Annotated in this window: 13 protein-coding genes; 3 read left to right on the forward strand and 10 right to left on the reverse strand. The window is 71.7% G+C overall.

The features are described from left to right. Positions 1-98 precede the first annotated feature (98 nt). The 3 genes from SY2F82_RS09710 to SY2F82_RS09720 all read right to left on the reverse strand — a co-directional run bounded on the left by SY2F82_RS09710 (position 99) and on the right by SY2F82_RS09720 (position 5,628). Positions 99-2,846 carry a LuxR family transcriptional regulator gene (locus tag SY2F82_RS09710; RefSeq protein ID WP_200418550.1) on the reverse strand — a complete coding sequence of 916 codons (2,748 nt, stop codon included), beginning with the start codon at positions 2,844-2,846 and terminating at the stop codon, positions 99-101. Between the two features lie 230 nt (positions 2,847-3,076). Next, the gene (locus SY2F82_RS09715; protein ID WP_200418551.1) at positions 3,077-4,096 is read right to left on the reverse strand and encodes a helix-turn-helix domain-containing protein; all 1,020 of its coding nucleotides are present in this window, start codon (positions 4,094-4,096) and stop codon (positions 3,077-3,079) included. A 539-nt stretch (positions 4,097-4,635) separates the two neighbouring features. After that, on the reverse strand, positions 4,636-5,628 hold the full coding sequence (locus SY2F82_RS09720; RefSeq protein WP_200418552.1) for a helix-turn-helix domain-containing protein: 993 nt from the start codon (positions 5,626-5,628) through the stop codon (positions 4,636-4,638). A 196-nt stretch (positions 5,629-5,824) separates the two neighbouring features. Between SY2F82_RS09720 and SY2F82_RS09725 the strand changes: the two genes are divergently transcribed. Continuing rightward, a complete protein-coding gene (locus tag SY2F82_RS09725) occupies positions 5,825-8,593 on the forward strand; it encodes an AAA family ATPase (protein WP_200418553.1) in 2,769 nt (922 codons plus the stop codon). Positions 8,594-8,635: 42 nt separating this feature from the next. On the opposite strand, the gene SY2F82_RS09730 is transcribed toward SY2F82_RS09725, so the two are convergent. The 3 genes from SY2F82_RS09730 to SY2F82_RS09740 form a co-directional block, all read right to left on the reverse strand. Beyond that, the gene (locus tag SY2F82_RS09730; RefSeq protein WP_200418554.1) at positions 8,636-9,250 is read right to left on the reverse strand and encodes an FMN reductase; all 615 of its coding nucleotides are present in this window, start codon (positions 9,248-9,250) and stop codon (positions 8,636-8,638) included. Beyond that, positions 9,247-10,332: an LLM class flavin-dependent oxidoreductase gene (locus SY2F82_RS09735; RefSeq protein ID WP_200418555.1), complete on the reverse strand. Its 1,086-nt coding sequence runs from the start codon at positions 10,330-10,332 to the stop codon at positions 9,247-9,249. The genes SY2F82_RS09730 and SY2F82_RS09735 overlap by 4 nt, the downstream gene beginning before the upstream one ends. 223 nt (positions 10,333-10,555) lie before the next feature. Next, on the reverse strand, positions 10,556-11,392 hold the full coding sequence (locus SY2F82_RS09740) for an alpha/beta fold hydrolase (RefSeq protein WP_200418556.1): 837 nt from the start codon (positions 11,390-11,392) through the stop codon (positions 10,556-10,558). A 267-nt stretch (positions 11,393-11,659) separates the two neighbouring features. On the opposite strand from SY2F82_RS09740, the gene SY2F82_RS09745 reads away from it, so the two are divergent. Together SY2F82_RS09745 and SY2F82_RS09750 are read left to right on the forward strand one after the other, a co-directional pair. Then, entirely contained in the window at positions 11,660-12,454 is a 795-nt protein-coding gene (locus SY2F82_RS09745; protein WP_200418557.1) for an SGNH/GDSL hydrolase family protein, read from the forward strand. Positions 12,455-12,556: 102 nt separating this feature from the next. Then, positions 12,557-12,787 (forward strand): hypothetical protein, encoded by a 231-nt coding sequence (locus SY2F82_RS09750; protein ID WP_200418558.1) that lies wholly within the window; start codon positions 12,557-12,559, stop codon positions 12,785-12,787. Positions 12,788-12,799: 12 nt separating this feature from the next. Here the strand turns inward: SY2F82_RS09750 and tatA are convergent, their stop codons facing one another. The 4 genes from tatA to SY2F82_RS09770 all read right to left on the reverse strand — a co-directional run bounded on the left by tatA (position 12,800) and on the right by SY2F82_RS09770 (position 16,633). After that, entirely contained in the window at positions 12,800-13,057 is a 258-nt protein-coding gene (gene tatA / locus SY2F82_RS09755; RefSeq protein ID WP_200418559.1) for a Sec-independent protein translocase subunit TatA, read from the reverse strand. A 156-nt stretch (positions 13,058-13,213) separates the two neighbouring features. Beyond that, on the reverse strand, positions 13,214-15,775 hold the full coding sequence (mgtA, locus tag SY2F82_RS09760; protein ID WP_236041299.1) for a magnesium-translocating P-type ATPase: 2,562 nt from the start codon (positions 15,773-15,775) through the stop codon (positions 13,214-13,216). Beyond that, positions 15,765-16,121, reverse strand: a complete 357-nt coding sequence (locus SY2F82_RS09765) for a metalloregulator ArsR/SmtB family transcription factor (RefSeq protein ID WP_200418561.1) — start codon at positions 16,119-16,121, stop codon at positions 15,765-15,767. The genes mgtA and SY2F82_RS09765 overlap by 11 nt, the downstream gene beginning before the upstream one ends. Positions 16,122-16,228: 107 nt before the next feature. After that, positions 16,229-16,633: a MazG nucleotide pyrophosphohydrolase domain-containing protein gene (locus SY2F82_RS09770; RefSeq protein WP_200418562.1), complete on the reverse strand. Its 405-nt coding sequence runs from the start codon at positions 16,631-16,633 to the stop codon at positions 16,229-16,231. Positions 16,634-16,653: the final 20 nt, after the last annotated feature.

Consider the following 16,653-nt stretch of genomic DNA (forward strand, 5'->3'; position numbering starts at 1 on the left):
AGTGGTGCCCGGTCGTCTCCGTCTCCGTCTGTGGTGGTACTCAGTCGTCTGCAGGGTCTTCCGTCTGGACCAGGCCGGATTGATCCAGACGAGAGGCCCTAGTCGTCGCGCAAGGCCATCACCATGTTGGCAAGCTGGACGCGGGAGTTGACCGACAGCTTCCGGAAGACGGACGTCAGATGAGTGTTGACCGTGTGCGGGGAGACGACGAGCAGGTCTGCGGCCGACCGGTTGGTGTGGCCCTCGGCGATCAGGCGCGCGACCTTCTTCTCCGAGGCCGTCAGCGCCTCCCATCCCTGGACGGGCCGCTGCCTGCTCGCCGCCCTGCGGCTTGCGGCCCCCGCACCCTCGAGATCCCGCAGTACGCGTGCCGTCGCGGCGTGCGCGCCTGACGCTGCGAACGCGGCACGGGCCTTGGTCAGGACGGCCACGGCCTGCGGTTTCCGGCCCACTGCCAGCAGCGCCTTTCCGAGGTCGGCGCAGGCGGCGGCCCGTACCAGCGGGCGAGGGGATGCCTCGAGCAGATCGACGGACCGCTCCAGCAGGGCGAGATCGCTTTTCAGGAGCCCGAGGGCCTGCGCCGCGACACCCGTGGCGGTGGGCACGGCCGGATTGCGCTCGGCGTGGGCTTCGGCCTGCGCGGCCAGATCCTCGGCGAGTCCGTGGTCCGCGCCTCGCAGGGCCATGCGTACCGCCGAGTCGACCCAGGTGCGCAGCAGCCGCCAGCGCATGAAGGGACCTTCCTGCTGCACCTGCCTGATCTTGTCGACGGCGAGCGCGATGTCCCCGTCGTCCTCGGCGAGGACCGCTTCCAGGAAGCGCACCGCGGCCGTGTTGCCCGGATTCGGCTTGGTCGCCAGTCTTTCCCGTGCCGCCGCCAGGTGCTGCCGCGCCGCGTCCCCGTCGCCGCGCAGCAGCGCGATACGGGAGCGGATCACGCGAGCGTTCACCTGCTGGACGGGGACCTGCACTTCGTCTTCGAGGCGCTCCATGGTCACGAAGTCGGCTTCGGCGTCGTCGAGCCTGCCGAGGCCCAGATGCTGCTGAGCCTGCGCCCACAGCAACATGGCCTCACGGGAGGACCCGGCATCGTCCGCCGCCCGCAGAAGCAGCCGCTCACCGGACTCGTAGTCGTCCAGGTGCTGGTACGCCACGATCTCTTCGGGAAGGAACGCGGAGTCCACGGCGCTGAGCGCGGTGAAGCGCTCCAGTGCGACGGCGTTCTCCCCCGCGTTGAGCGCGATCTCGCCGAGCCCGAACAGGGACAGGACGTGCGCCTCCCGGTCACCGATCGCGATGGCCGCACGCAGCGCGTTCTCGCCGGCCTCACGCGCTCCGCCGAGATCATGGCTCCGGGACAGGGCCAGCGCACGCAGGGCGGCCAGCCTGGCCTCCACCTCGGGGGCGGCGCCCCCCACGGCGAGGGCCGTTTCGGCCCGGCGGCGCAACTCCTCGGCGAGATCCAGGTTCCACAGCGTCCCGCCGAGGGCGGCCTGCAGCCGGCCGATCGCCTCCAGGGGTGGCCGGCCGGCCAGCAACCGGTCGCCGGTCGAGAGTGCCTCACGGTTCCTGCCGGCCCGCGTCAGGCACATGAGCGCCTGCTCCCCCACGTCGAACCTCAGCGGCCGTGTGGCCGGTACCAACTCCAGGGCCCGCGTCATCAGGTCGGCCGCGAGGCCCGGCGTGACGGGCAGTACGTCGTCAGCGGCCCGCCGCAACAGCGCCACCGCTTCCTCGTCCCCGGGCTGTGCGCTCCTGAGGATGTGCGACACCGCGTCGATGGGCTGGTGGCCCGTGGCGACGAGGCGGTGGGCGGCCTGCCGGTGCAGAGCCTTCCGGGCCGACGGCGAGATGTCCACGTAGACCGCCTGGCGCAGCAGATCATGCCGGAAGACCAGTTGGTCGCCGTCGTCGTCCAGGAGTCCGGCGCGCACCACCTCCTCGAGCGCCCCGATCAACGTGGCGGACGGCCGGCCGTGGAGCGCTGCGGCGTCCTCGAAGCCGAATCTGCGCCCCAGCACCGCTCCCACCTGCAGGAAGCGCAGTGCTTCGGGCCGCAGGGACCTGAGTCTGCCGCGCACACCCACCACGAGCCCCGGGGGCACGGACTCGCCCGAGGCATCGGCGGTCCGCAGTCCGACGAGCATCTCGACCGCCAGAAACGGGTTCCCGCCGGCTCCGTCGAGCAGCTCCCGCACCCGCTCGTCGACGGCTGCTCCCAGGGTGTCGCCGGCCAGTTGGCCGATGGCCGCTCCGGACAGCGGGCCCAACGGAACCGTCACCGTGGGGAGTTCGTCCCCCGCGGCCGCGACGATCTCCTCCACCGGACCGGGAGGGCCCTGCCGCCCGGTCAGCATCCACAGAACCGGCGAGGTCCGCAGGCGGGCCGGAAGCTGCTTCAGGGCGAACAGGCTGAGCGGGTCGGCCCACTGCACGTCGTCCAGGGCGATGAGCACCGGCACGCTGCCGGCTCTGACTTCGATCGCCTCCGCCAGGCGCTCCACCAGCCAGATCCGCCGGTCATGATGGCGCGCGAGATCGGCAAAGGTGTCCCCGGACAGCAGCGGCTCATCGCCGTGCAGCACGCAGGCGGCCAACGACGAGAGCGGCACGATGTGATGCAGTTCATCGGCTTTGCCGAGGCCGGCCGAGAACCCTGCCGCCCTGGCCGTGGCGACCGCCTCGAGCAGCAGCGTGGTCTTGCCGATGCCCGGTTCCCCCCGGATCAGGGTCAGCGCGCCGCTTCCGGTGCGGGCCACCGAGGCGATCAGTGTCCGCAGCTCTTCGAGCTCTGCCTCTCGGCCGCGCAGACCGCTTCGGGACAGCGATCCGCCTGACCCCGCCACGCACGCCCCTCCAGTCCGCACCCGCCGGCCGAAGCCGGGCTCGTCCCACGCCGACCGGTACCTCCGCACCTTCGGCGTCGGCTGCCGGTTCCGTCACGACGGCTCCGGCAGGCGCGGACGACGAGCCGGAAGGCCCACTATCGCAAAAACGACAGCTCAGTGCATCTGGTACAGGGAACGAGTGACGTCGGCCACGCGGCCGGCGAAAGCGTCGGCAGGGCCGGGCGGAGTCACGCTGCCGGCACGCCGATACGAGGCGCCCTCACCGCGGAGTCCCGCCACTCGACGGGTGACATCCCGTAGACGTCCCGGAACACCCGGCTGAAGTGGGCGGGGCTGGTGAAACCCCACTGCCGGGCCACCGCGGCGATGGTCCGGCCCGCCGCATCCCGGCGGGCGAGGACACGTCGGCACTCCTGCAGCCGGCGGCGCTGGATCCACCGGCTGACCGTGACGTCCTCGGCCTGGAACAGCTTGTGCAGGTAGCGAACGGAGATCTGGTGGGCGCGGGCTATGGTCTCCGGCGCCAGATCCGGATCGGCGAGGTGCCGGTCGATGAACACCTGGATGCGCGCCAGCATCTCCCCGGCCGCGCCCGGCGCGTCACCCGCCTGCTGATGAAGTCGCTCTTCGATCAGGACGGCGAGAAGGTCGACGACGTGGCGGGCCAACGCCACGCCGGTGGCCGACGGGTACGTCGCCGCACCGTCGACGAGCTGGGCCAGAAAGGGTGCCAGCAGCGAGCCCGCCGTCGTGTCGGGGCGGATGGGTGTCGCGGTGAGCCGTCGCAGGTCGGACTCCTCCAGGCCCAGCAGCCGCCGCGGCACGACAAGGGATTTCGTCTGGAACGGATGCGGGAACTCCATCCGTAGCGGCCGTGCCGTGTCGCAGAGGACGATCTCCCCGGGATGCACGTGTGCCTCGCGGGCGTCCTGCAGGACTCCGGCGACACCCCGCACCACGAGCGTGACGACCAGGTGCTCCTCCTGGTCCGGTGCGATCAGCTGCGGAGTCCGCCGCACCGACATGGGATCGCCGTCCACCGTGGCGACCCGCAGATGACCCAACCGGGACGTGCGGATGGTTCCCGAGCAGCGCTCGTCGGGGACGGCGACGGCAACCGGGGCGAACGTCTGGGACAGCGCTGCGCGCCAGTACGCCGGTCTTTGGCCGGTGGGCACCGCATCGGTGGTGTGGACGGTGTCGGAGACCTGCCCCCCGGGTCTCGGTGTCGATGGGTCCGTCGACATGATCTCCGCCCTTCCGCCGGTGTGCTCTATGCACACCCTGCCGACGGGCGTCGGTCGGCACATCGCGTGAATCCGCTAGATCCGGGGTGCGGAGACGGAGCCGAAGATGCCCGCCCACGGTGGCTGCGACCAGGCAGGGCGGCCGCTCACTCAACGAACCCCTGGCCGACCGGGACTGACGCGCCCTCCCCGGGCAGCGCGGACGGCCGGTCACGCGCCACTTCGTGCTGCCGCCGGAAAAGGACGGTCAACATACTGATGCCTCTGAGCAGGCTGCTTGCCAGGGTGGCGGGGTGAGGCCGCCTACGCGGCACGTCATGCACATGGAAGAGGCAGCATGTCCCCCGTCAAGCCGGTCCCGGAAGCGGCCGCGCAGGCCTTCGCCGACGCGACGGCGAACCCTCCGTTCCTCCACGACATCGACCCGGTCGAGGGGCGGAAAGCCGTCGACAGCGTCTACGCGGCCAGACTGCGCGCCGCAGTGCCGACCACGGCCGTGCTCGACCAGGGCGTCGTCCACGACTTCGTAAGGGGCGCGACTACCGCCTCTGGCTTTCGCGCCACTCGCTGGGAGACATTCCGTAGGCGGCCCGGAACACCCGGCTGAAATGGGCGGCACTGGTGAAACCCCACCGCTGGGCCACCGCGACGATGGTGAGATGTGCGGCCTCCCGGCGCACCAGATCCTGCCGGCACGCCTCCAGGCGGCGGCTCTGGATGGAGCGGCTGACCGTGGTGTCCTCGCCCTCGAAGATCTTGTGCAGGTAGCGCACGGAGATGTGGTGAGCGCGGGCGATGACCTCCGGGGTCAGGTCGGGATCGGCAAGGTGCCGGCCGATGAACTCCCGGATCCGCAGCAGCAGCGCCGCATCGCCGCCAGGTGTCTCCTCGCAGCTCCTGCCGAGTCGTTCATCGGCCAGGACCCTCAGCAGGTCCAGGACGTTACGGGCGAGCAACTCGCCCGTGTGCGGCCGGTACGATCCCGCGGTGTCCGCCAGCCGGGACACCAGGACGGACAGCAGTCCGCCGAGTGCCGTGCCGGAGCGGAGGGGAGACGCCGTCATCTGCCGCAGGTCCGACTCGGTCAGGCCCAGGATCTGGCGCGGCACCACGAGTGACTTGGTCTGGAAGCGCTCGGGAAGGATCAGCCGGACCGGGCGGGCCATGTCGTAGATGAAGACCTCCCCGGCTCGCAGGGCCACGTCGCGGGTGTCCTGCTCCAGTCGGGCGCCCCCTCTGGTCAGCTGCTTCACGACCACGTACTCGTCCTCGTCACCCCGGGCGATGAGCCGCCGTGTCCGCCGGGCCTCCAGCGGATCGCCGTCCACCGTGGTGACCTGAAGCCGGCCCAGGGGTGCCGTGCGGATCGTGCCCGAGTGCACCTCGTCGGGGACCGACATGTCCACGGCGCCGAAGGTACGGGACAGGGCCTCGCGCCAGTAGGTCCGTCGTTGCGGGGTAGGCACCGTAGTCGTGGTGAGCACGTGGCCGGCGAATCCGTCCTCGCCGGCTTGCGGTGCGCCTGCCGTCATGGTTCAGACCTTTCAAATTTTCAAACACTTGCTCATCGAGGCTCCGATCGTCTTTCTCTGGCGGCATCGGCACAATGACTGCGAACTGACTGTGATCGAGGGGCTCGGCGTACGCGGGGTTCTCCCCGCCCGGCCCCGCCCCCATGTCCCACCTAGAATGTTTTCGCTGATCAGACGCGCTGCTGGGGGTTACCGGGTGTCGGACAACGAACTGTTCGGCAGGAGCAACGAACTGGTGGCTCTGGGCGCGCTCGTCGACGGCCTGCCCGAGGAGGGCGGGGCGCTCGTGGTGCGCGGCGCTCCCGGCATCGGCAAGTCCGCGCTCCTGTCGTGGGCCGCGCACCGGGCGGAGCGCTCGGGTGTCACCGTACTCACCGCGTCAGGGGTGGAGGCCGAGACCCATCTGCCCTTCGCCGGGCTGTACCAGCTGACGCGGACGATGCTCGACCGGGTTCCAGGTCTGCCGCCGGTACAGGCGGAGGCGCTCCTGGGTGCCTTCGGAATGACCGAGGCGCCCCCCACGGGGCATGCCCCACAGCTTTTCATGATCGCCCTGGCTACGCTCGACCTGCTCGGCGAAGCGGCCGCCCATGCGCCCGTGCTGCTCATTGTCGACGACGTGCAGTGGCTCGACCCGCCGACCCTGGACGTTCTCGCGTTCATCGCCCGGCGCCTCGGCCGTGAGCCCTTGGGGATGCTCCTGGCCATCCGCGACGGGCACCCGACATGCCTGGACACCCTCGCGCTGCGCGAGCTCCGGCTCCACCCCCTCACCACGGTCGATGCCGGGGCGCTCCTGGACGCCGTGGAGCCGCGGCTGGAACCCCCGCTCCGGCACCGGGTGCTCGACGCGGCCGCGGGCAACCCTCTGGCCCTCATCGAACTTCCTGCCGCGCTGCGCGAGCGCGAAGCCTCGGCCGAGGCCCTGACCTCCTCAGCCGTTCCCCTCACCTCACGTCTGGAACGCGCATTCGCCTCCCGGCTGCTCGACCTGCCGTCCGACACGCGGAGCGTGCTGCTGGTCGCGGCCTCCGACGACGACGGCGCGCTGGGCGAGGTCCTCGCGGCCGCTTCGGTACTGGCGGGCTTCGACATATCGCCGGAATCCTTGTCTCCCGCGGCGGACATCGGCCTGGTCACGGCGGACGAATACCGGATCCGGTTCTGCCACCCGCTCGTGCGGTCGGCGGTGCTGCAGGCCGCCTCGCTCGCCGAGCGCCTCGCCGCGCACGACGCACTGGCCGCGGTCCTGGACGGTCAGTCCGACCGCCGGACCTGGCACAGGGCCGCGGCCACGGGCCGACGGGACGAATCCGTAGCCGTGGAACTGGACCGGACGGCTGCCGGAGCGGAGGCACGGGGTGCGCCGGCCGTGGCCCTGGCGGCCCTCGAACGGTCCATCGCGCTCGGCGAGAACCCGTCGCGCATGGGAAAGCGCCTGGTCAAAGCGGCGGAACTGGCCCTCGAACTCGGCAGGACGAATCAGGCTGCGGCCCTTGTGCAGTCGGCGGCACCGCTTGCGGCCGACGTGCCGGAGCGGGCGCGCACGGTACTGGTGGGCGAGGGCTTCGACATCGATGTGTCGACCAGCGTGCCGCGTCTGCGCCTGCTCATCACCACGGCGGAGGAGGCGGCGTCCGCCGGTGATCCCGAACTCGCGCTCCGGCTTCTGCGGGCCGCCGCTCGACGATGCTGGTGGTTCGACCCGGGGGTTGCTCTGCGCGAGCGTGTGGTGGCCGCGGCCGAGCGGCTGCCGGTGCCGGAACTGCACCCCGACCTCCTGTACGTCCTGGCCTTCGCCACCCCGCTGGAGCGTGGCGCGACGGTGATCGAGCGGTTCGAGCGGCTGGAGAGCGAGGGCGGCTACGACGCCCTGGCCGCCGCCACGCTCGGTGCCGCGGCCACGGCCATGGGCGGATACGACCACGCGGTGCGCTTCCTCCGGCACGCGGCGGCCGGTCTGCGGGCCCAGGGGCGGCTGGGGCTGCTGGCGCAGACCCTGGTGTCGCTGTCGTTCGCCTCGGCGCACATCGTGGACCGGGAGTCGGGCCTGCCGAGCGTGGCCGAGGCCATCCGGCTCGCGGAGGAGACCGTCCAGGCCCGTTGGCTCACCGGTGCACTCATCGCGAAAGCGCACTTCTCGGCGGTGCTCGGTGACCTGGAGACGGCGCAGACCGCCATCGAGGAGGCCGAACGCCAGACACTCGCCCTGGCGAACCCGTCGAACCTCGCCTTCATCCAGATCACGCGAGGGCTGATCGGGCTCGCGGCCGGCCGTCATGCGGAGGCGTTCGCCTGTGTGTGGCGGGTCTTCGACCCCGCGGACCCCGCGCACCATCCATATCTCCAGACCGTAGCGATCCCGGTGCTCGCCGAGGCCGCCGTGAGCGACGAGAACAGGGCCGCCGCGCGCGGCGTCCTCCGTCCTCTCGCCGCGGCGGCCGCGGCCACCACGGCGCGGATGATCCGGGCGAACCTCGGGTTCGCGCACGCCCTTCTGGCCGACGACGAGGACGCCGAGGCATCGTTCCGGTCGGCGCTCGCTCTGGACCATTCCGTTGATCCCTTCACGCGGGCCCGCCTCCTGCTCGCCCACGGCGCATGGCTGCGTCGTAGGCGCCGGGTCATGGAGTCCCGGGTACCCCTGCGGATCGCCAGGGAGTGCTTCGCCTCGCTGGGGACCCGACCGTGGTACGAGCGGGCCTGCCAGGAACTCCGTTCCGCCGGCGAGGCGGGTGTGCCCGACAAGGGGGGCGCCCAGAGCGATCACGCCCCCTGGGAGCTGCTGACGCCGCAGGAACTGCAGATCGCGCAGCTTGCGGCGACGGGGCTCTCCAACCGGGAGATAGGCCAGCAGCTCTACCTCTCCCACCGCACCGTCGCAGCGCACCTGTACCGGATCTATCCGAAGCTGGGGATCACCTCCCGTGGCCAGTTGCGGGAGAAGCTCCAGCCGGACGGGTGAGCCCCGGACGCCGGCGGCCGCGGACCGCACCCCCGGTCCGTCTCAGTCGAAGCGCAGGTCGGAGAGCTGCCGTTCGAGCGCGGTGATGTCGTCCTCGGGTGTCTTCTCGGCAGGGCGGGCGGCCACCAGGGCGGCCAGTTCGCCGGCCGCCCGCCGTACGCGCGCGGGCAGTCCCTCGGTGTACTCGTCACCGCTGGACCCCCAGTCCTCGGACGCCGCGTACACCGCGGTGGGGACGACGGCCGCGCGCAGGTAGGCGAAGAGCGGGCGCAGGGCGTGCTCCAGGACCAGGGAGTGGCGGGCCGTGCCTCCCGTCGCCCCGATCAGGACCGGCTTCCCGGTGAGGGCGTCCGGGTCGATCAGGTCGAAGAAGGACTTGAACAGCCCGCTGTAGGAGGCGGTGAACACGGGGGTCACGGCGATCAGGCCGTGGGCGCCCGTCACCGCGTCGACGGCGGTGGCCAGTTGGGGCGACGGGAAGCCGGTGACGAGGTTGTTGGCGACGGCGACGGCCAGTTCCCGCAGCTCGATCACCCCCGTCTCCACCTCGTGGCCCAGGGCGGCGAGTTCACCGCGGGCCGACTCGGCGAGCCGGTCGGCGAGCAGGCGTGTGGACGACGGGGTGCTCAGCCCCGCGGACACGGCGACGAGCTTCATGCGGCGGACACCTCCTGGACGGAACGCAGGGACTTGTGGGTGGGAGCGTCCGGCACGTCGGCCGGGCGGCCGATCGCGAACTCCTTGCGCAGCACGGGCACCACCTCTTCACCGAGGATGTCGAGCTGCTCCAGCACGGTCTTCAGGGGCAGCCCCGCGTGGTCCATCAGGAACAGCTGCCGCTGGTAGTCGCCGACGGTCTCACGGAAGGACAGCGTGCGTTCGATGACCTGCTGGGGAGAGCCCACCGTCAGCGGGGTCTGCTCGGTGAACTCCTCCAGGGACGGCCCGTGCCCGTACACGGGCGCGTTGTCGAAGTACGGCCGGAACTCCCGTACGGCGTCCTGGGAGTTCTTCCGCATGAACACCTGCCCGCCGAGACCGACGATGGCCTCCTCGGGGCGACCGTGCCCGTAGTGGGCGTACCGCCGCCGGTAGAGCTGGACCATGCGCCTGGTGTGGTCGGCGGGCCAGAAGATGTTGTTGTGGAAGAAGCCGTCGCCGTAGAAGGCGGCCTGCTCGGCGATCTCCGGGGAGCGGATGGAGCCGTGCCAGACGAACGGCGGAACGCCGTCCAGCGGGCGGGGCGTGGACGTGAAACCCTGCAGCGGCGTGCGGAACTTGCCCTCCCAGTTCACCACGTCCTCGCGCCACAGCCGGCGCAGCAGGGCGTAGTTCTCCTTGGCGAGGTTGATCCCCTGCCGGATGTCCTGCCCGAACCACGGATACACCGGGCCGGTGTTGCCGCGCCCCATCATCAGGTCCACCCGGCCGTCCGCGAGGTGCTGGAGCATCGCGTAGTCCTCGGCGATCTTCACCGGGTCGTTGGTGGTGATCAGTGTCGTGGCGGTGGACAGGATCAGCTTCTCGGTACGGGCGGCTATGTGGCCGAGCATCGTCGTCGGCGAGGACGGCACGAACGGCGGGTTGTGGTGCTCGCCCGTCGCGAAGACGTCCAGGCCGACCTCCTCCGCCTTCAGCGCGATGGCGACGATCGCCTTGATGCGTTCGTGCTCCGACGGAGTACGGTCGTTGGTCGGATCAGGGGTGACGTCCCCCACCGAGAAAATTCCGAACTGCATGGGGGCCTCTTCGTTCCGGCAACTGTGTGGGTTCCAGAAATGTAGGCACCGGTCGGACGGTCGCCATGCCTGTGCGTGCAGGGGAGCTTGCCCACCAGCGCCCACTCCGGCCCGACGTGGGCGGGCCGCGCTCCGTCCGACCCCGAGTGGGCAGCGTCGGACACCGGCCGGAGACATGCGTGAGCCGGGCCGCCTTCGTCACGGCGGCCCGGCTCACGTCGGGTCACTTCGCCAGGAAGGCGAGGAGGGCCTGGTTGACCTCCTCGGCGTGGGTCCACAGCAGGCCGTGCGGGGCGCCCTCGATCTCGACGTAGTCGGCGGACGGGAGCGCCTTGTGGAACGGCCGCGCGGTCCCCTCGACGGGCAGGATGCGGTCGCCCGTACCGTGCAGGATCAGGGCAGGCACATCGATGGCCGGGATGTCGGCCCGGAAGTCGGTGTACCAGGTCGACGGCGCGGCGGCCGCGGCGAAGAAGCCACCGCCCGCGGCGACGTTCCAGCTGTTGCGGACGGCCTCCTCGCTGATCCTGGTGCCGAGGTTCTCGTCGAGGTTGTAGAAGTCCTTGTAGAAGTCCGTGTAGTACGCGTAGCGGTCCGCCTTGACGGCCGCGACGACGCCGTCGAAGAACTCCTTCGGGGCGACACCGTCCGGGTTGTCGTCGGTCTTGAGCAGGCAGGGCTCCAGCGAGGCCAGGAAGGCCACCTTGGCGACCCGGGCGGAACCGTAGGTGGACACGTAGCGGGCGACCTCGCCGGTGCCCATCGAGAACCCGACGAGGACGGCGTCCCGCACGTCGAGGGTTTCCAGCACGGTGTTCAGGTCGGCGGCGAAGGTGTCGTAGTCGTAGCCGGTCGTCGGCTGGCTTGACTGCCCGAAACCACGGCGGTCGTAGGTGATCACGCGGTAGCCGGCCTCGAGCAGCACGGCACTCTGCCGCTCCCAGGAGTGGCCGTCGAGCGGGAATCCGTGGATGAGGACGACCGGCTGTCCGGATCCGTGGTCCTCGTAGTAGAGGTCGATGTCGGTGGAGTTCTCCTGGCCCACGGTGATGTACGGCATGCGTTGCTTCCTCGTTTCGGGATGGCCGGGTGCACGACTGAACGCGGTCACGCTAGGGCGGGTGCCCCGCCGGGGATTGCCGCCGAGTGCACGACTGCTTGCCCAGGGGCGCAGAGCCACGGACGAAGAACCGGGCATCTGCATCCAAGGCCCCCTCAAACCCTGAACGTCACACCTATACGGGGAGAATTATTGACATGGACACTTCCCATGAGTGGTTGCCCGCTGTACCACATGAGAGCCGGCTTTCCCGCTCTGGGAGGTTTCGTGAGACGCATCAAGTCGCTGTCAGCCCTTGCCACGCTGAGCCTCGCGATCATGTTCAGCCTGGTACTCACCGGTCCGGCGCATGCCGCCGGACCCGCGTACGTCGCGCTGGGAGACTCGTACTCGGCGGGCAACGGCGCGGGAAACTACGACAGTTCGAGCGCCGGCTGCCACCGCAGCTTCAGCGCCTACCCCTACCTGTGGAAGAACGCCCACGCGCCGTCCTCGTTCGCCGACACCTCCTGCTCGGGCGCGGCCACCACGGATGTGACGGGCGGCCAGCTCGGCCCGCTGAACTCCGGCACCGGGCTCGTCTCGCTCACCGTGGGCGGCAATGACGCGGGCTTCTCGGACGTCATGACCACCTGTGTGACCGGCTCGGACGCCGACTGCGTCAACCGCGTCGACCAGGCCGAGAGCTACGCCCGGAACATCCTGCCCGCCCGCCTGGACGCCACCTACGACGCGATCCGCGCCAAGGCGCCCAACGCCAAGGTGGTCGTGCTGGGTTACCCGCACATGTACACCCTCGACGTCTTCTGCGTCGGCCTCAGCGACACCAAGCACCGCAAGATCGACGAGGCCGCGGACGTCCTGGACGGCGTCATCGCCGGCCGGGCCGCCGCCCACGGCTTCGTCTTCGGCGATGTGCGCACCACCTTCAAGGGCCATGAGCTGTGCTCCGGCGACGACTGGCTGCACTCCCTGGTGGCCTCACCGAGCTGGGAGTCGTACCACCCGACCGCCACCGGGCACGCGAACGGCTACTACCCCGTCCTCAACGCCAACAGCTGATCGCAGGCGAGCCGCCCGAGCGTCCGGCGCCGGACGGTCCGGCGCCGGACCAGTGGCGCACCTCACAACACTTCAGCGGTTGCGCAACTCTAAAGTTCAGGCATGGATCTTCATGTCGCTACGAAGTGGGAGACGGCGGTGCTCGCCGGAGGGCCGGCCGACGGCCTGCGCATGCAGGTCGCGGGCCGGCCCTCGGTGCTGCAGGTGACGTACCCATGCCGGGTGGAGTCCCCGGCGGACGGCGTACGCGTGGAGGCGCTGTACGTCTACCGGCGCCAATTGGGTGTGAACAGCGAGCCGCTGGCCTACGGCTACGACAGCGCCAGCCCCTGACGGGCGCGGCCTTCAGCCGGCAGCGGCCGACGGCCGCTCCGTGGCCGTCTCCGCGGAGGTCCGCACGGCCGTCGGCTCCACCGGAGTGGGCGCGGAGGCGGCGGGCGCGGACGCGTTCTCGTCCTTCATCGCCTTCGCCTCGCTCTTGAGGATGCGCATCGACTTGCCGAGCGCCCGGGCGGTGTCCGGGAGCTTCTTCGAGCCGAACAGCACGATGACGACGATCGCCACGATCAGCAGGTGCCAGGGTTCCAGTCCGTTACGGAGCATGACGCGCCCGCCCTTCCTCGCGTCGGCCGAGGACGCCTCTCGCCGCTCGCCCGTGCCATGTTGGTTGCTACGTTGCGCAACTGTACAACCCGCGGTCGGCGGCGAAACCGATCCGAAGACGGATCGCGCGGAAACCGACAGAACCCGACCGGCCGGTCAGCGCTGCGCGCCGGACCGCCGTTCGTAGCGCGCTTTGACCGCCCACAGGGCGAGCGCGTACAGGGCGAGGACGGCGGCGAGCAGCAGGTGGTACGTCACCGGCAGCGCGGTCAGGCCGAGCAGGGAGCCCAACGGGGACAGCGGCAGAAGCAGCCCCACGGCGACCAGACCGGCCGCGGCCCGTCCGAGCGGGCCCGGCGCGCGCCCCTCCGCGACACGCCGGCCGGACCTCAGCAGCACCATCACCAGGGCCTGGGTGAGCAGGTTCTCCGTGAACCACGCCGAGTGGAACACCGCGTCGTCGTCGAGCGCGTCCGGCCCGTGCAGCGCGAGCGCCAGGACGCCGAAGGTGGCGAGGTCGGCGACCGCGTTGAGCAGTCCGAAGCCGGTGATGAAGCGCAGGAAGTCACGCGGTCGCAGCACGGTGGGCCGGGCGAGGGCCCGAGCCGCGGGCCGGTCGTAGGCGAAGGCGAGCTGGGCCGCGTCGAAGCACAGGTTCTGGGCGAGGACCTGGGCCGGGAGCATCGGCAGGAAGGGCAGCAGCAGGCCCGCGGCGAGCATCGCGACGACGTTGCCGAGGTTCGAGGAGAGCGTGACGCGCAGATACGAGGCGATGTTGCCACTGGCGCGACGGCCGGCGGCGACGGCGTGGTCGATCGCGGTGAGGTCCTTGTAGGCGAGGACGACGTCCGCGCTCTCGCGTGCCACGTCGACGGCGTCGCGCGGGGCGACGCCCACGTCGGCGGCGTGCAGCGCGGGCACGTCGTTGACGCCGTCGCCGAGGAAGCCGACGGTGTGCCCGGCCGCGCGCAGGTCGGTGACGATCCGGGCCTTGTCCTCGGGGGTGCAGCGGGCGACGACGGTCGCGGCGGCGTCGTCCGGGGCGCCCGCGGCCCGCACCCGGCCGGGGTCGAGGCCGAGGTCACGGCAGACGCGGACCGCGGTGCCGGGGTGGTCGCCGGTGAGGATCCGCACGGTGACGCCGCGGGCGGCGAGGTCCTTGAGGGCCCGGGCGGCGGTCGGGGCGAGGGCGTCGCGGAAGGTGACGAAGCCGCGGAAGGTCAGGCCGCGTTCGTCGGCGGCGGTGTAGGGGCGGGTGCGGGCGGGGCGGTCGGCGGTGGCGACCGCGAGCACCCTCAGGCCGTCGCCGGCCTCGCGCGCGGCGTGTGCCAGCAGGCGCTCACGTTCGGCGGGCTCCAGCGCGCAGCGCTCCAGTACGTCCTCGGCGGCGCCCTTGACGACGAGGACGTGCCTGCCGAGGCCGCCGCGGACCACGGCGGTGGCGCGTCGGCGGACCGGGTCGAACGGCAGCGCGGCCACGCCCTCGCAGTCCTCCCAGGCGCCGTCGGCCGCGTCCAGGATCGCCTCGTCCAGGGCGTCCGGGGCGGGCAGGTCGGCGAGCTGGAGGGTCCACCAGGCGCTGACGGCCGCCCAGCGCAGCGCCTCGGGCGCGTCCTTGCCGTCGCCGTCCAGGGCGCGTTCGACCACCGGCCGGTCCTGGGTGAGGGTGCCGGTCTTGTCCAGGCACAGCACGTCGACGGCACCGAGGTCGTGCAGCGCCGGCAGGCGTTTGACGATCACTCCTTGGCTGCGGGCGAGCAGGGAGGCGCCGCGGGCCAGGCAGGTGGTGACGATGACCGGCAGCATCTCCGGGGTGAGGCCGACGGCGACCGCGACGGCGAAGGGCAGCGTCTGCAGGCCCCGGCCGCGCAGCGCCGCGCCCGCCATGAGGACCAGCGGCGGGGTGAGCAGCATGAACCGGATCAGCACCCAGGAGATGCCGTGCACGGACCGGTCGAAGGCGCTCGCCCCCCGCGCGGCGGGCGTGCCGTGGGCCCGCGCGAACCTGGTCCGGGCGCCCGTGCGGAGGACGAGCGCGGTGCCGCTGCCGGAGGCCACGCTGCTGCCCTGGAAGCAGAGATGGGGCTGGGCGAAGGGTCCGCCGCCGAAGGCGCCGGGGACGTCGGGCGCGCTCTTGGCGACCGGCGCCGACTCGCCGGTGAGCGCCCCCTGGTGCACGGTCAGGCCGCCGGCGCGCAGCAGCCGTACGTCGGCGGGGACGAGGTCGCCGGGCGCGAGCCGGATCACATCGCCCGGCACCAGTTCGGCGGCCGGTATCTCGCGCTCGCGTGGCGCGCGGTCCGCGTCCGGCCGGCGCACGACGGTCGCGGTGGTGGCGACCAGATCGCGCAGCGCGGCCATGGAGCGGTCGGCCCGGTGCTCGCCCGTGGCGCGCAGGACGCAGCTGACCACGACGAGGGAGAGGATCACACAGGCGGTGCCCCAGGCGGTGACGGTCGCCGAGACCAGGCCGAGGCAGAGCAGCACACTGGTGAACGGGTCGCGCAGCCCGCGGACGAAGCGCCGGGCCCAGGAGGCCGTACGGGCCTCGGGGAGCACGTTCTCCCCGGCCTCACCGAGCCGGGCCTCCGCGTCCGCCTCGGTGAGCCCGCGCAGACTGCTCTCCAGGCGGCGCAGCTCCTGAAGGGACGTGGGGCCGGCGGCGCCGGGGTCCGGGCCGGGCGGGGGTGCCGGCGCCGCGGCGGTCTCAGAGGCCACGGAGCCGGGGTGCCGGGACGTCGGCCGGGGCGGCACGGTCGGTCAGCCGGCCGACCAGGAGGCGCACCACGGTCACGACGTCCGCGTCGTCGACGAAGTACACCTGGCGGCGGCCCTCGCGGCGGGAGCCGACGAGTCCGGCGAGCTTGAGCTTCGTCAGGTGCTGGCTCACGGCGGGCAGCGCGCCGCCGACCCGCTCGGCGAGCCCGGTGACATCGCTCTCGCCCTGCGCGAGCGCCCACACGATGTGCAGCCGCGCGGGCGAGGCCAACAGCCCGAAGGCGGCGGCCGCCTGGGACAGCACCTCGGCGGACGGATCCTCGAAACCACCGCCGACTGCCGTCACCGTGGGCCTCCTGTTCACACCGGGTCGTCTCGTCCTTGCAAGGGGTCAGTTTAGGCGGGCTCGTCGGGCCCCGGTCGCAGAGCCGTACGCCGGGGGCGGTGCTGTCCCTACCCCTCCGCGGGCGACCAGCCCTGGCGGCGCAGGACCGCCGAGACGTCAGGGGCGCGGTAGTGGTCGCCCTTGAGCACCTTGCCGTCGGCCCGGCGCGACACCGTGCCGTCCGGGCCGACCTTCGTCATGTTGGCGCGGTGGATCTCGGCGATGACGGCGTCGAGGTCGATGCCGTGCACCAGGGCCGTCCCGTACGCCACGTACACGAGGTCGGCCAGCTCGTGCGCCAGCCGGTCGAGCGGGCCGGTGACGGACACCTCGGCGACCTCCGCCGCCTCCTCGGCGAGCAGCTCACCCCGGTGCGCGGCCAGTTCCGGGGAGACCTCCGTCGGCTCGGAACGCACATCGAGACCGAAGGCGAGGTGGAACTCACGGACGAGGGAGGCGGGGGAAGGACGCATCCGCCGACCCTACCGTTCGC

The sequence above is a fragment of the Streptomyces sp. Y2F8-2 genome (assembly GCF_014905555.1).
GTDB classification, from domain to species: domain Bacteria; phylum Actinomycetota; class Actinomycetes; order Streptomycetales; family Streptomycetaceae; genus Streptomyces; species Streptomyces cynarae.

Coding starts and splice junctions, on each gene's coding strand:
- SY2F82_RS09715 (WP_200418551.1), bottom strand. CDS start 4,096: ATGTCGACGGACCCATCGACACCGAGACCCGGGGGGCAGGTCTCCGAC.
- SY2F82_RS09720 (WP_200418552.1), bottom strand. CDS start 5,628: ATGACGGCAGGCGCACCGCAAGCCGGCGAGGACGGATTCGCCGGCCAC.
- SY2F82_RS09730 (WP_200418554.1), bottom strand. CDS start 9,250: ATGAAGCTCGTCGCCGTGTCCGCGGGGCTGAGCACCCCGTCGTCCACA.
- SY2F82_RS09735 (WP_200418555.1), bottom strand. CDS start 10,332: ATGCAGTTCGGAATTTTCTCGGTGGGGGACGTCACCCCTGATCCGACC.
- SY2F82_RS09740 (WP_200418556.1), bottom strand. CDS start 11,392: ATGCCGTACATCACCGTGGGCCAGGAGAACTCCACCGACATCGACCTC.
- SY2F82_RS09750 (WP_200418558.1), top strand. CDS start 12,557: ATGGATCTTCATGTCGCTACGAAGTGGGAGACGGCGGTGCTCGCCGGA.
- tatA (WP_200418559.1), bottom strand. CDS start 13,057: ATGCTCCGTAACGGACTGGAACCCTGGCACCTGCTGATCGTGGCGATC.
- SY2F82_RS09770 (WP_200418562.1), bottom strand. CDS start 16,633: ATGCGTCCTTCCCCCGCCTCCCTCGTCCGTGAGTTCCACCTCGCCTTC.